The organism is Staphylococcus sp. HMSC072H03, assembly GCF_001809305.1.
Lineage (GTDB): Bacteria > Bacillota > Bacilli > Staphylococcales > Staphylococcaceae > Staphylococcus > Staphylococcus hominis.
On the sequence record NZ_KV796914.1, the window covers coordinates 259,207 to 272,791 of the forward strand.

A 13,585-nucleotide genomic window follows, 5' to 3' on the forward strand; every position below is an offset into this window, starting at 1 on the left:
TCACTCCCTATTCATTATATATATAGTAACCTACCTTATCGTAAACGCCGTTAACTGGGCGTATTAAATCATTTTGATTATAATAATAATATTTCTCTAAATATTCATTTATTTTAGGAAGTTTGCTATAATCAATTTTCTGATTCGGATGTTCACATATGAATTCAAGAGTAACATTTTTAATATTGTTATATTCAAATTTCGGAATCTTTTTATAAATTAAATGATTTAAAGTTATTCGAAGTAAATCAATCCCTGTGCTATATTTAATCACTTTATGCATATGACATCCATCTAAACGTGGTGTGATTTCAATAATATATGGCTCACCATTTTCTACTTTCATTTGAGCATATATAGGTCCATTATTAATAGAGAGCTTTGTTGCAAATTCATTTAAAACTTTTTTTATTTTTTTTTGAGGAAATTGTGTTTGATCTATAATTCTATGCTTGTGAATTAATCCAGGATATTCATTCCAAGTTACCCTTTCAGAAATAATACAAAATTCTAGAACATTATCAACCATATAACCATTAACAGAAATTTCATAGCCATCCACATATTTTTCGATAATTGCTTTTTTTTCTCTTGAATAGCTAATTGCCTTTTTTATAGCTGATTTAAGTGTTGATTCATTTTCTACAAATGAAATACCCCTTTGCCCTTGACTATCAGTAGGTTTGACGAAGAGAGGATAGTTTAATTGAAATTTCTCATTTTCATCATTAATTTCTTTGAAATCTACCGAACCTATTAATCCTTTTGTTATTTTTCTCATTTGCTCTTTATGATTACAATTATATGCTGTTGAATAAGAAACAAAATGAGGTAAATCTAGATTATGTGAAATTTTTGATACTTCAGGCATAGCTATATCTGAACCAATTGAATAAACCACATCAATTTCATTATCGATAATATATTTTTCAACTTTGTCTTGTTCAATAATATTTATTTTTTTAAAATAATCTGCACTTTTTGCACCTGGACCATCATTTTCCATTGCAATTGCATGAGTTTCTATATTTAATTTCTTCAATTTTGTAATTGCATCTTCTTGAACTGGTGCGACACCTAATATTAAAACTTTTGTCATCAAAGAATCTCCTTACATATTTCATTATACTTATCTACTATATATCTTATTTCTGTATTAGTTAATTGAGGATACAATGGCAAAGTGATTTCATTCTCATACATTTTATAAGCTATTGGAAAATTTAAAATATCGAAACCATAATTTATATATGCTGTATGCATTGGTAATGGCTTATAGTGAACATTTGTTGAAATGCCTAGTTTAGCAAGTTCATCAATAATTTTATTTCTTTGCTCTTCAGTAGCATTTTTCACCCACGTAATATACAAATGGCCACTTGAAGTAAAATATTCGCCATTATGTTTTAGAGTTTTAATATATTGTGAATCCAATTCAGATTCATAAAATTTTATAATTTCATGACGCTTTTTTAAATTTTCTTCATATTCAGAAAGTTGAGTTAATCCTATTGCAGCTTGTATATCTGTCATATTCGATTTATAACCTAATGTAGTTATATCATATTCCCAATTTCCTTTTTTCATTTTTGAAAAAGCATCTTTAGATTGCCCATGTAGTATCATCTGTTTAAATGTTTTCTCTATAGATTCATCATCAATAATCCAAGTAACAGCTCCACCTTCTGCAGTTGTCAAATTTTTAACTGCATGAAATGAAAAGCAAGTAAAATCAGCAAATTTCCCACTTCTTTTTTTATCTTTAATTGCTCCAAAAGAATGTGCGCCATCTCCAATTATTGCTATTCTATTTATTTTTTTTGCTAATTCATTATTAGGCGTGAATATTTCTTTTTTTTCATTAACTAATGTTTTCAACTTTTCATAGTTACATATTTTTCCAGCTATATCTACAGGTATTATTGCTTTTGTATTCTTATTTATTAACTTTGAAAGTTTTTCATAATTCATTTCTAAATTTTCATCTACATCAACTAATATTATTTTCGCTCCTACATGATTAATAACTGAAGCAGATGCTGTATACGTATATGCACTTGTAATAACTTCATCTCCCGGACCTATATTTAGGATTCTTAAACACATTTCTAAAGCTGCAGTAGCAGAACTCATCACTACAGTACCTTTAGACCAAATATAATTTGTTATTCTATCTTCAAATTCTTTTACTTTAGGTCCAGTTGTTATCCATCCGCTTCTTAAAACTTTATTCACTTGTTCAACAGCTTGTTCAGAGATATATGGTGGACTAAAAGGGATATTCATTTTTTAATCACATTCCTTTCTTTTTATTCACAAATTCAATTATTTTATCTTTACTAAATTCACTTTCTAAATCATTTATAATTATATTTACTTCTTTTTTTGAAAAATTTCTGACTTTTCCTATATAAATTTTTTCATAAACTTGTTCAGGATGTATCTCGTCTTCGTTTAACAATTCTTCATATAATTTTTCACCTGGGCGAATTCCTGAAAATTCAATTTTAATTTCATTTTCAGACTTACCGCTTAATCGGATTAAATTTCTCGCTAAATCAACTATCTTTACTGGTTCTCCCATATCTAATACAAATACCTCTCCACCTTGTGCTAATGCTCCTGCTTGAAGTACCAGTCTTGAGGCTTCAGGAATCGTCATAAAGTATCGTGTCATATCTGGATGCGTCACTGTGACAGGTCCTCCAGCTGCAATTTGTTTTTTAAATAATGGAATGACAGATCCTCTTGAACCTAAAACATTTCCAAATCGCACAGCTACAAAATCTGTCTTACTATTTTCATCATTGAGACTTTGTACGACCATTTCAGCCATACGTTTAGATGCACCCATGACATTAGGTGGGTTAACCGCTTTATCTGTTGAAATCATTACAAATTTTCTCACACCAGTTTTTTTAGCTGCTGTTGCTACGTTTCTTGTTCCAAGTACATTGTTTTTGAATGCTTCAGTAGGGTTATATTCCATAAGTGGCACATGTTTATGAGCAGCTGCATGATAAATCGCATATGGATGATACTTATCAACAATATCTTGAATACGTTCTCCATCTTGTACATCTGCAATGACTGGAATAATTTCAATTTTATCTTTATACGATTTCGTTAGCTCTTGATGAATTAAATAAATACTATTTTCACCGTGTCCAAGTAATATCATTCTTTCTGGTTCGAATTTACATACTTGACGACATATTTCAGATCCTATAGATCCTCCGGCTCCAGTGACTAATATTGTTTTATGCGTTAGTTCTCTTGAAATCATGGCCATATCTAACTCTACTGGTTCTCTTCCTAGTAAATCTTCAACTTCTACACGTTTTAATTGGTTAACCTCTAATTCTCCAGATAATACAGACTCTATACTTGGCATTTTGAAGATATCAACCCCAGTACTGTTACATAGATCAGTAATTTCTTTCAATCTAGCTGGTGAAAGCGTAGGTATAGCAATGATAATTCTTTTAATACGGTATTTTTCCACTAGATTAGGAATATCTTTTATTGTCCCTTGAACTTTTACACCGCTCGTAATCGTTAAATTACGTTTTTGTAGATCATCATCTACAGCTAAGACAGGTTCTAATCCCATATCGGGACTTCGTAACATTTGTCTTATTAATAGTGATCCACCGCGACCTGCGCCTACAATTAGTGTTGGTTTTTTCTTTTTCCGTTTTCCTACTAAAAAACCACGTGCGATTCTCCATGAAATTCTCGATCCTCCTATAAGAATCAGGTGCATCATCCATGTGATTAAATACAATCTAAAAAATGGTGGATGCCCTGTAAAAAGAGGTACAATAATTATTGTGGCAACAATTGAACATGTTACCGCTTCAACGATAATCAATAATTCATTCACACTCGCATATTCCCAAGCGCGATGATAAAGGTTAAATATGTATGCAAATACGTGATGTGAAATCAATAATATAATTGAAGTGAATATTAAAATTTTCTTTGAATAGCCTTCAAAATATGGCTCTAATATGCTGTAACATATAAAAACAGATAACGTTACAATAATTGAATCTATAATAATTAAGGTTAAAAGCCGTCCTCTTGCACTTAATTTATCCAACTTAACTTCCCCCGCTTAGCTATCGATTAAAATAAATTAAAAAATCGTTTCTGTGTATATTCTTGAGTTGGCTGTTTTTTTGGTACATCTTCATTATCTATAATAAATTTCGCATTATTCATTAAATTATGAATATCTTCATGATATTTTTTCAACTTTCTTTCTTCAAAAAGACGATTCATAATGAAAGGTCTTTTTTCCACATGGTGTGCATCTGAGGCAACAAAATGTGTTAAGTTATTTTCAATCATATCTATACATTTTTTTTGCGTCTTCTTCCCATGATGCCCCATTAGTGAAGCCGTTGTTAACTGACTTAACGCTCCTGCATTAATTAATTCGTAAAGAACATCTAAATTGGCACTAATTTCTTTATTTCGTTCAGGATGCGCAATGATTGGCACGTAGCCTTTCGATTGTAATTCAAAGAATAAACGTCCAGTATAATGAGGCACGTGTCCTGATGGTAATTCGATGAGTAAGTACTTAGAATGATTCAAACCAATAATTTGGTTATTCTCTAGTTGTGGTAAAATTTGGTCACTTATTCTTACCTCTTGTCCAGGATAGATATTAATTCCTATATCTTTAAATTCATCGATACTCAATACTTCATCCATTTTTGGTACGATGTCTTCATAATAATTATCAAATTGTGGACTTAAATGATGAGGAGTAGCAATAATATCTGTAACCCCTTCATCTTTAGCTTGCTTTAATAAGGCAAGTGTCTCTTCTTTACTTTTTGATCCGTCATCTAAACCAATAAGAATATGATTATGTATATCTATCATGACTTAGAATTCTCTCCATAATAATAATAATAATTAGAAGATTTTTCTTGAGCCGTCTTATTTAAAATTGCACCAATAACGTGTCCGTCTGCCTGTTCAACGAGTTGTTTAGCCTTTTTAACTTCATTTCGATTGTTTTTCTGAGCATCAATAATTAACACACAATTTGGCACATATTGTAAAAATACTTGTGCATCTGTAACAGAAATGATTGGTGGCGTATCAATTAAAATAAAATCGTATTCCTTTTGTAAATGTTCAAAAATCTTTTTAAACCTTTCAGAAGCTATTAACTCTGAAGGATTTGGTGGAATAGGACCAGATGTCAATAAATCTAAATTCTTCACCCTTGTTGATCGAATTGATTTATCATAATCTGAGTTACCAATAATTAAATTTGATAACCCATCATAATTTGACTCTTGAAAGTGATAATGTTGCGTAGGTTTACGCATATCTCCATCGATAATCAATGTTTTATATCCCGCTTGCGCATAAGTAATCGCAATATTTGCAGACACAATACTTTTCCCAGCTCCCGGTTTTTCTGAAGTAATCAATACACTTTTAATTTCTTCAGCATTTGAGAACATAATATTAGAACGTATACCTCTTAATTTCTCACTCACAATCGACTTAGGTTTATCTTCAACATACAAAGGTGTATTTAAAGCCTTTCTTTTCTCTTTTTTTCGCTTAGCCATAAATCTTTCTCCTTATTTTAGTTTTGGAATAGAACCTAATACAGGTACCTCTAGTTCTCTTTCCACATCTTCCTCTGACTTAATACGTTTATCTAATATTTCTTTTAAAGCGACAATAAGAATCGCTAATGCTAATCCAACAATTAAACCGATTATCAGATTCATAGATATTTTAGGTGAAATTTTTTCACTCGTTCCATTAGCTTTTGACAGAATTGAGACATTGTCGACGTTCATAATTTCTGGCATATCATTCTTGAAAACATTAGCTATTTTATTCGCTATTTTTTCAGATTCTTTCTTATCATGACTTGTAACATTAATGTTAAGTATTTGGGAATTAGCTTGTGTTTTAATGTTAACCATTTCATTTAATTCTTCACTAGAATATTTATTATCGTCTTTCGAAACTTTATCCAAAATTCGTGGGCTCTTTAAAATTTCAGAATATGTATTAACTAACTGAATATTCCCTTGAACTTCTTGTACAGCTACATTTTTTTCTTCTTTCTTCTGGTTAACTAATACCTGTGTAGATGCTTGGTACTTAGGCTGAATCAAAAAGAAAGAAAGTATAGCACTTACTAGTAGAAAAATAATAGGTAATAAAACAATTAGCCATAAATTTTTCTTTATCAACTGTATTATTCTTGAAAACTCAATTGTATTTTCCATAACATCCTCCATTTTTTATGTTCATTAATCATTTTATATTTTTAAAAAACTTTTTACAATATTATATAAAAGTATTTTTTCTATTTTTTCATAATTTTTAAATAAATTATTACGTTCCATATTATAATTTTAATTTAAATAAATATTTAATATGATGTAAGTATCATATGAATGATTGTATTTTTCTTGACAATTAAAACTATTATATATTATAAATCAGACATTATTTGTCCTCAGTAATGATTTAATTCGCATTAAATAAGTTATATTCAACTTCATTTATTAAAATTTAATAATTTTTATGTATATTAAAGATATATAAAAAGCCAAGAGATTTTCTTTGAAGAAAACCTCTTGGCTTCATTTATTAATATTCAATATTTGGCATTTCGTTTACTTTGTTTTGATATTTTTTGAAAGCAATATAGCCTACAAAACCAATAATCGTTGTAACTAAAAGTTTTTTCATTATTGTCACTCCTTTTAATTTTTAGCGTACATTAGATTTGTTTTGTCAAAAAACAAGTCTAGACTAAATCTATTATACACTCATTTGGTATTATTTTTAAAGTCAATTGAACAAATTGCGTTATATTTATGTCATTTTAGAGAAGGGATTAACAACATATTTAATTTTTCATCACAAATACACAAATATATATCGCAACAAACTCTAAGAAAGTCAGAAGATAGATATATTTTAAATTCAGCTTTTCTTTAAGTGGTACTTCCCAATGTGGATACTGACGTTCATAATATACATTTTGAACAAAAAACAATCCCAAACCTAATGGTACATAAGTAATCATATTTTTATACTTTGAATCTAACTCTATGTCACTAAGAAAATGCTTAATTATTACTTGTAATATAATCACAATGACTAAGAGGAGTAGTATTCGAATCATTTTATTAATCGTACTCCTTTCACAAATAATATAAGAATGGCTTGTAATAATACCATAAGCATAATAAAAATAACACTTTTTAAATCGATAGCATCAAACACTTGATGCGTAATCGTTAATGGTCGTGTAATCAGATAAACTGTATGGAATCTTAAAAAACGTCCTACATATATGCCTATCCCATTTAGAAACATTAAACTCAGTACTAAGCATCGATTAAACCATATATTAGAAGTAAAATGTTCTAAGCTGATAAATATAAAGATCATACAATAGATTGCAAAAAAGACACCTGCCAGTAAATACGCAAACGCAAACCATTCAATTAAATTTAAACTGACTAAGAAGTCGAATTTAAAATTATTAAGATGGATTAAGTCTGTAACCATATAGAACGTATTGGGAACCAATAGTATAAAAATAAGTGCAAATACAATAAATAAAGGCCACTCTTTAGTTTCCTTTGGTTTAAATAACTTTAAAAGCAAGCAAAGCTCTAGAGGAATATAGGCTAAGAATAGATTTAATGTCATAAAGTTAAGTATTCGCGGTACAAACAATGAAATAATAAAAAGCACTATAAAATAAATTCTTGCGATATAACGTGGTGCCACATTTTACACTACTTTCTTTCTATAAATGAAATAAGGTTAGAAAATTAAAACGCTAACATGTGATATCTTAACATTCTACTTTACTCTAACCTCTTCTATATTAAAACATATACTTTCGAATTGCATTATTTATGGCTATCGCAAAATGATCCATTGTTGATGTCCAATTTTTTCATTTTTACGTGCTTTTGACGAATCATCACCATTACTAAAAAATGATTTTCGAAGATCTAGTGTTAATTCTAATTGACCCCTTAACATTTTATATTGTAATCTGCAATATTATTTGGTTTTATTACAGTCAAATATCCTATCGTACGTTGTACATTAAATGTAAATATCTTTAATTCTTTTGAAATAAGTTGAATTAACTTTTCATCTTTATTGATCATAGACAGTATATTTTTTCCTTAAAATTGTATAGAAACAGCTGAACTGTCGATGTACATCCGTTTAGCTTCTTTTTTATGATTCTTTTTCATCTTTTAAATGTTTAATATCTTGAAACCCTTCACGATAATTCGATAATTCTTCCATGATCGCATACCAATCTTTTCCAACTTTTTGGAACGTTTGTTGCATTAATTCATCTTGTGCTTTATTTAATTTCTCTACTAATTTACTTCCTTTAGGTGTTGGAAATAATTGTTTTACTCTGCGATCTTCTTCAGATTGTTGTTCAATGATTAAGCCTTCTTCTTTTAACTTCTTCAATGTCGCGTGAGACCCTTGCTTTGATATTTCTAACGTGTTTAGTAACTGCTTAATCGTAATACCAGGCAATTTATTGATAAAAAATAAAAAGCGATGGTGTTGTCGACTCATACCATATTTTTCGATAATTTCATCTGCAGTCGTCACAAACGTTTTATAAGCGAAATAAAATAGCATATGCTCATAATCATTTTTATTTCGATCCATATTCACTCGTTCCTTTTCAAAGTCATTATTAATCATTATAGTAAATTTTCTAACGATTTTCATCAAAAGGTCAATAATGTTGACTTTATTTATAACCAGGCTTATCCTATATATGTAAACAAAAGCAATACAAAGGTGGAATTGAATATGAAACAACGTGTAGGACAATATTTAATGGACGCAGTACATGAAGCAGGAGTTAATAAAATATTTGGTGTTCCAGGAGATTTTAACCTAGCATTTTTAGATGACATCGTCAGTCATGAAGGCGTTGAATGGGTTGGAACAACGAATGAACTAAATGGTGCTTATACAGCTGATGGTTACGCACGTATGAACGGACTAGGCGTACTCGTAACAACATTCGGCGTTGGAGAATTAAGTGCCGTCAATGGTATTGCGGGGTCATATGCAGAACGTGTACCCGTCATTGCTATCACAGGTGCACCAACAAGAGCTGTTGAAAAGGCAGGCAAATATGTGCATCACTCTTTAGGTGAAGGACGCTTTGATAGTTATCGACATATGTTTGAACCGATTACAACAGCACAAGCCTATATCACGCCTGAAAATGCAACAACTGAAATTCCTAGAGTAATCAATGCAGCGCTTCAAGAACGTCGTCCAGTACACATTCACTTACCTATTGATGTGGCTATGTCAGACATTGAAGTTGAACAACCATTCAAAGTTGAAAACGCACCTCAACAAGATGTAACTCAATATGTAGATATGGTGGCTGATAAATTACGTTCAGCTCAACAACCATTAATTATTGCAGGTCATGAAATCAATAGTTTTCATCTACATGATGAATTAGAAGAATTTGTCAATAAAACGAATATTCCAGTTGTTCAATTATCGTTAGGTAAAGGGGCATTTAATGAAGAAAACCCACACTATATGGGTATTTATGATGGGAAAATTGCTAAAGATGACATTAAAGACTATGTCAATCATAGCGATGCTATTTTAAATATTGGTGCCAAATTAACTGATTCAGCCACTGCAGGCTTTTCATATCAATTTGATATTAACGAAGTGGTCATGATTAACCATCGCCTATTCAAATTAAACGATACGATTGATACAGAAATTGCATTGCCTGAATTCTTAGAAGCGTTAAATACGATAGATTATACAAATAAATCTTCATTTCCTTCTTACCAACAACCAGAATCAAATGACTATGAATTAACTTATGATATGTTAACTCAAGATATTTACTTTAAAATGATGCAAGACTTTATTGGTGGCGATGATATATTAATCGCAGAACAGGGAACATCCTTCTTTGGGGCTTACAGTTTAACTTTACCTAAAAATATGTCATTTATTGGTCAACCTTTATGGGGTTCAATTGGTTACACATTACCAGCTACATTAGGTTCCCAATTAGCTAATCCACACCGTCGTAATATCTTATTAATTGGTGATGGGTCATTCCAATTAACTGTTCAAGAGTTATCAACGATGATTCGCCAAGATATTAAACCTGTGATTTTCTTAATTAATAATGATGGTTATACTGTTGAACGTCTCATTCATGGTATGGAAGAGCCCTATAATGATATCAACATGTGGGATTACAAAGCATTACCAAACGTATTTGGTGGAGATAGCGTGAAAATTCATGATGTTAAAACTTCAAAAGATTTAAAGGCTGTCTTCGATGAAATAAACGAAGATCAAGAACACATGCACTTCACTGAAGTGACAATGAAGTGGGATGACGCACCTCAAACATTGCGAGATATTTCCAAAGCTTTTGCAAATCAAAATAAATAAACTGTATAACAGAAAAGCTTTTATATAAATAAATCAAAAGCGACTGTATGTGTCATTTACACATGTACAGTCGCTCTTTTTTATAAACTTTTTTCATTTACAATTTTCTACCTTTTCGCGATGTATCAACATATTTGATGGCTTGAGCGATGGTATGTGCAATTTATACATCACTGGAGACCAATTGCTTTTATTTTTGCGTGAGGTTGCAGACATATTTTCATTAATGAAAAGTGATTGTCAAAATTCAGTAGATCATTCAAGTTGTACACCTTTATGTTTAAAATCTCTATTTATAGAATTTTCTTTTAAGTTCCCACCGAGATAGGTTGAGGAAGGTTTGACTACAAAATGTTATTTCAAAAGCTCATGTTTAATGAATTGTTTAAGTGGTGTATCTAAACCACCTAAGTATATGACATATTCATTACCTTTTGCCCAATGAATAGAAAATGCAACATCTTTTGATTTCAACATGTTTGGTAATGTTTGATCATTATAATGTGACGATGCGACATGAAACCTCTCAGGCTTCGTATGATTTAATACAGTAAAATAATAATAATTGTAACGATGAGGATGAGCTACAAGTTTAGTTAATTCTGTGGTCCCTTTTTCAAGATTACCGCCATGCAGTGCAACAATAATAACATTACTATTTCTCTTTCTTCCAATCTTTACCTTTTTTAGTATACGCAAATAATTGTATCATAGATTTAAGCGTAACTTCTGGTTTTACCGATTTAGAAGGCTCTAAATGAATAAACATCGCTAATAATAATACAACTACGCTACTAGCAATAGCTATAATCGATTTAGAGTTTTATAATATTCTCCGTATATTTCTCTTTTTCATTCTTGAATAGTTCCCTTCATTGAAATAATGAAAATAGAATCTAGTTGTAAATCATATTGTATAGCGCTTATCCATCATCTTATTTACTAATATAAAGTGGTTTAAAAACATTGAAATTATACTTAAGGTATATAAACTTTATTCAAAAATATTGTCTCTTTCTGTACCTACACTTTCAGTTATCCATCTTCTAGTTAATTTTTGTTGATATTCATCACATAACTTAATAATGTCATCATTATTTGAATTAATATTTATAAACCTGTTATTTTCAACACGAATGTAAAAATATTTTGATGGCTTTTCTATAATACGTGCTTTTATTAAATAGTTATCATCTAAATCAATATTTTTGAATGTACATCTACTAACTGCAGAAGATTCACTTTCTTTTAATATATCAAAATTTATAAAACCTTGTTTTAAGTTAGCAATTCTATTTGATTCATGGAAAACAATATTTTGAAAAATGCATTCATTAAATTTCAAACCACTTGCTATATCACCTATATAAATAGTTTTATCAAATATACATCCTTTTATCTGAATATTATGACTATGAGTAAATATAGATTTACAATTATTAAAATTTAAATTTAATAATATCCCGTTATTTATAGTAGTAAAAATACTTGTGCAATTTTCGAAAATGACGTTTTGAATACTAGTTGAATCATCAGCTCTATTATATATTTCTTTACAATTATAGTATTTTGAATTACTATCACTTATACGTTCCGAATTTTCAAATATTTTATATATTTCTTTAAATATATTGTTTCTTCCTTCTACAATTTCGCTTTTAAATATAGCCGTATAATAGTACTCGTCATTATCATAACTCTCTATATATTCTTTAATAGTTTCTGCTGTTATAAATTGTCTTAAGAATTCACTATTTTCTACAAATAAATTTTTACAGTTTATATATGCAGTTTCTCCTAATATATTTAAAAATTGTGTATTTTTAATATTAATTAAACTATCATAATCACTTTTATTAAAAGAAATCCCTATATCAAAAACACTTCGTTCGATAGTAATATTAGCTTCATAAGTATGGAACATCGCTCTATAATCATTATTATTCATAAATGATGTAACCACATTCTCATTTTCATATAGAACTGGGCTAACTACATTAGATTGATTAATAAGTACTTTACCTTCTTCAACTTTAATTGCTTTAAAATCTTCAGTTATATCAATAAAGCTATTAGTGATTATTAATTCTCCTTTTACAATAATTTTGTCTTTAATAATCAGACGACTATTATTGTATTTTAACGTTTCTCCGTACGGTATCTCGATTTCTTTTTCTATAATTACTTCTTCTAACGATTCTAGATTTTTTACTCCATAACTAGAAATAGCATCACTATCTTCTACAACTATTTCTTCTTTATTATCTAATTCAAAATCAAAATAATTAGTATATTCCTCTTCAAAGTTAGTGAACCAAGTGAATCCTTCTATTCCTCTAAGATTGTATATTTCCTTTATTTTTTCTTTTATACTTCTAACTGTTTTATTTCCAAAATCAAAATAGTCTACTAAATTTTCAAATTCATTATTTAGCACAAAATCCTTGTTACTTAAAAATCCATATTCTAATAAAATTTGAAGAATAACTTTTTTAGTAGAGGTAGAATCTATACTTTCAATTGCTTTTTCTACTTCTACATCTGAATTAGAAACTCCAAGATATCTCAATGTTTTATCAGCAAACTCTTTTTGATCTTGGGAGGTTTCATTAAAGGTAGTAGCTGCTTCTTGCAATATTGAAGATAATATTATCTTTTCATTATTATTTAGATCATTAATGTTTAATTCTTTATCAATTCCTGAGATTACTTTATTTAATAATTGTTTTACTTTTAATGCTAGTACTTCCGTGTAATCATATAAACTCTCAATATTCTTTGTATTATTTAAGATCATTTCATCTATTTTAGCATCAGTATTTGATAAACGCTTTAAAATTTCAATTAGAATATCTTGTGCCTGAGCAACAGATGATATTTGTTCTGACATTCTAATTGATTTTTTATTTGAAAATGTAACCATATCAAATACTCTCTTAAACCACTTTTCTTGTCGCATTACATCTAAATTTTGTTTATTATCTTTAGTAACTTTATGAATAGCTTCTTCTAAATATTGATAATCTTCGTTATTTTCACCAAATGTCGATAAATCAAAACTCACTTGATATTTCAT

At 29.3% G+C, this 13,585-nt stretch carries 14 protein-coding genes; 1 reads left to right on the top strand and 13 read right to left on the bottom strand.

Features of this window, described 5'->3' with window-relative positions:
* Positions 1-7: 7 nt before the first annotated feature.
* The 11 genes from HMPREF2578_RS09980 to HMPREF2578_RS10020 all read right to left on the bottom strand — a co-directional run bounded on the left by HMPREF2578_RS09980 (position 8) and on the right by HMPREF2578_RS10020 (position 8,721).
* Positions 8-1,099, bottom strand: coding sequence for an ATP-grasp domain-containing protein (locus HMPREF2578_RS09980; RefSeq protein ID WP_070508451.1), 1,092 nt, complete (start codon positions 1,097-1,099; stop codon positions 8-10).
* Complete coding sequence (locus tag HMPREF2578_RS09985) at positions 1,099-2,286, bottom strand: DegT/DnrJ/EryC1/StrS family aminotransferase (protein ID WP_070508452.1); 1,188 nt, start codon at positions 2,284-2,286, stop codon at positions 1,099-1,101. The genes HMPREF2578_RS09980 and HMPREF2578_RS09985 overlap by 1 nt, the downstream gene beginning before the upstream one ends.
* Before the next feature lie 7 nt (positions 2,287-2,293).
* Positions 2,294-4,105, bottom strand: a complete 1,812-nt coding sequence (locus HMPREF2578_RS09990) for a polysaccharide biosynthesis protein (RefSeq protein ID WP_070508453.1) — start codon at positions 4,103-4,105, stop codon at positions 2,294-2,296.
* Between the two features lie 26 nt (positions 4,106-4,131).
* The gene (locus HMPREF2578_RS09995; RefSeq protein WP_070508454.1) at positions 4,132-4,899 is read right to left on the bottom strand and encodes a tyrosine-protein phosphatase; all 768 of its coding nucleotides are present in this window, start codon (positions 4,897-4,899) and stop codon (positions 4,132-4,134) included.
* Positions 4,896-5,603 (bottom strand): polysaccharide biosynthesis tyrosine autokinase, encoded by a 708-nt coding sequence (locus tag HMPREF2578_RS10000; RefSeq protein WP_070508455.1) that lies wholly within the window; start codon positions 5,601-5,603, stop codon positions 4,896-4,898. Before HMPREF2578_RS10000 ends, HMPREF2578_RS09995 begins: the two co-directional genes overlap by 4 nt.
* 12 nt (positions 5,604-5,615) lie before the next feature.
* Complete coding sequence (locus tag HMPREF2578_RS10005; protein WP_070508456.1) at positions 5,616-6,278, bottom strand: YveK family protein; 663 nt, start codon at positions 6,276-6,278, stop codon at positions 5,616-5,618.
* Between the two features lie 367 nt (positions 6,279-6,645).
* Positions 6,646-6,747: an SE2200 family small protein gene (locus tag HMPREF2578_RS10930; RefSeq protein ID WP_017175470.1), complete on the bottom strand. Its 102-nt coding sequence runs from the start codon at positions 6,745-6,747 to the stop codon at positions 6,646-6,648.
* Positions 6,748-6,907: 160 nt separating this feature from the next.
* Positions 6,908-7,186: a hypothetical protein gene (locus HMPREF2578_RS10010; protein WP_064207116.1), complete on the bottom strand. Its 279-nt coding sequence runs from the start codon at positions 7,184-7,186 to the stop codon at positions 6,908-6,910.
* Positions 7,183-7,800 (bottom strand): DUF1361 domain-containing protein, encoded by a 618-nt coding sequence (locus HMPREF2578_RS10015; protein WP_002488249.1) that lies wholly within the window; start codon positions 7,798-7,800, stop codon positions 7,183-7,185. Before HMPREF2578_RS10015 ends, HMPREF2578_RS10010 begins: the two co-directional genes overlap by 4 nt.
* Before the next feature lie 254 nt (positions 7,801-8,054).
* Positions 8,055-8,192, bottom strand: coding sequence for a hypothetical protein (locus HMPREF2578_RS11245; RefSeq protein ID WP_019834621.1), 138 nt, complete (start codon positions 8,190-8,192; stop codon positions 8,055-8,057).
* Between the two features lie 73 nt (positions 8,193-8,265).
* Complete coding sequence (locus HMPREF2578_RS10020) at positions 8,266-8,721, bottom strand: MarR family winged helix-turn-helix transcriptional regulator (RefSeq protein WP_049379406.1); 456 nt, start codon at positions 8,719-8,721, stop codon at positions 8,266-8,268.
* Positions 8,722-8,868: 147 nt separating this feature from the next.
* Here HMPREF2578_RS10020 and HMPREF2578_RS10025 point away from each other — a divergent pair, with 147 nt between their 5' ends.
* Positions 8,869-10,509: an alpha-keto acid decarboxylase family protein gene (locus tag HMPREF2578_RS10025; protein ID WP_070508457.1), complete on the top strand. Its 1,641-nt coding sequence runs from the start codon at positions 8,869-8,871 to the stop codon at positions 10,507-10,509.
* Positions 10,510-10,863: 354 nt separating this feature from the next.
* Here the strand turns inward: HMPREF2578_RS10025 and HMPREF2578_RS11080 are convergent, their stop codons facing one another.
* The gene (locus HMPREF2578_RS11080; protein ID WP_141743957.1) at positions 10,864-11,208 is read right to left on the bottom strand and encodes a poly-gamma-glutamate hydrolase family protein; all 345 of its coding nucleotides are present in this window, start codon (positions 11,206-11,208) and stop codon (positions 10,864-10,866) included.
* 295 nt (positions 11,209-11,503) lie between these two features.
* Positions 11,504-13,585, bottom strand: coding sequence for a hypothetical protein (locus HMPREF2578_RS11205; protein WP_070508458.1), 2,082 nt, complete (start codon positions 13,583-13,585; stop codon positions 11,504-11,506).

What these genes read in the sequence shown, in the direction of transcription:
- HMPREF2578_RS09980 (WP_070508451.1), bottom strand. Translation starts at nt 1,099, where the DNA reads ATGACAAAAGTTTTAATATTAGGTGTCGCACCAGTTCAAGAAGATGCA.
- HMPREF2578_RS09985 (WP_070508452.1), bottom strand. Translation starts at nt 2,286, where the DNA reads ATGAATATCCCTTTTAGTCCACCATATATCTCTGAACAAGCTGTTGAA.
- HMPREF2578_RS09995 (WP_070508454.1), bottom strand. Translation starts at nt 4,899, where the DNA reads ATGATAGATATACATAATCATATTCTTATTGGTTTAGATGACGGATCA.
- HMPREF2578_RS10000 (WP_070508455.1), bottom strand. Translation starts at nt 5,603, where the DNA reads ATGGCTAAGCGAAAAAAAGAGAAAAGAAAGGCTTTAAATACACCTTTG.
- HMPREF2578_RS10005 (WP_070508456.1), bottom strand. Translation starts at nt 6,278, where the DNA reads ATGGAAAATACAATTGAGTTTTCAAGAATAATACAGTTGATAAAGAAA.
- HMPREF2578_RS10930 (WP_017175470.1), bottom strand. Translation starts at nt 6,747, where the DNA reads ATGAAAAAACTTTTAGTTACAACGATTATTGGTTTTGTAGGCTATATT.
- HMPREF2578_RS10010 (WP_064207116.1), bottom strand. Translation starts at nt 7,186, where the DNA reads ATGATTCGAATACTACTCCTCTTAGTCATTGTGATTATATTACAAGTA.
- HMPREF2578_RS11245 (WP_019834621.1), bottom strand. Translation starts at nt 8,192, where the DNA reads ATGATCAATAAAGATGAAAAGTTAATTCAACTTATTTCAAAAGAATTA.
- HMPREF2578_RS10020 (WP_049379406.1), bottom strand. Translation starts at nt 8,721, where the DNA reads ATGGATCGAAATAAAAATGATTATGAGCATATGCTATTTTATTTCGCT.
- HMPREF2578_RS10025 (WP_070508457.1), top strand. Translation starts at nt 8,869, where the DNA reads ATGAAACAACGTGTAGGACAATATTTAATGGACGCAGTACATGAAGCA.
- HMPREF2578_RS11205 (WP_070508458.1), bottom strand. Translation starts at nt 13,585, where the DNA reads ATGAAATATCAAGTGAGTTTTGATTTATCGACATTTGGTGAAAATAAC.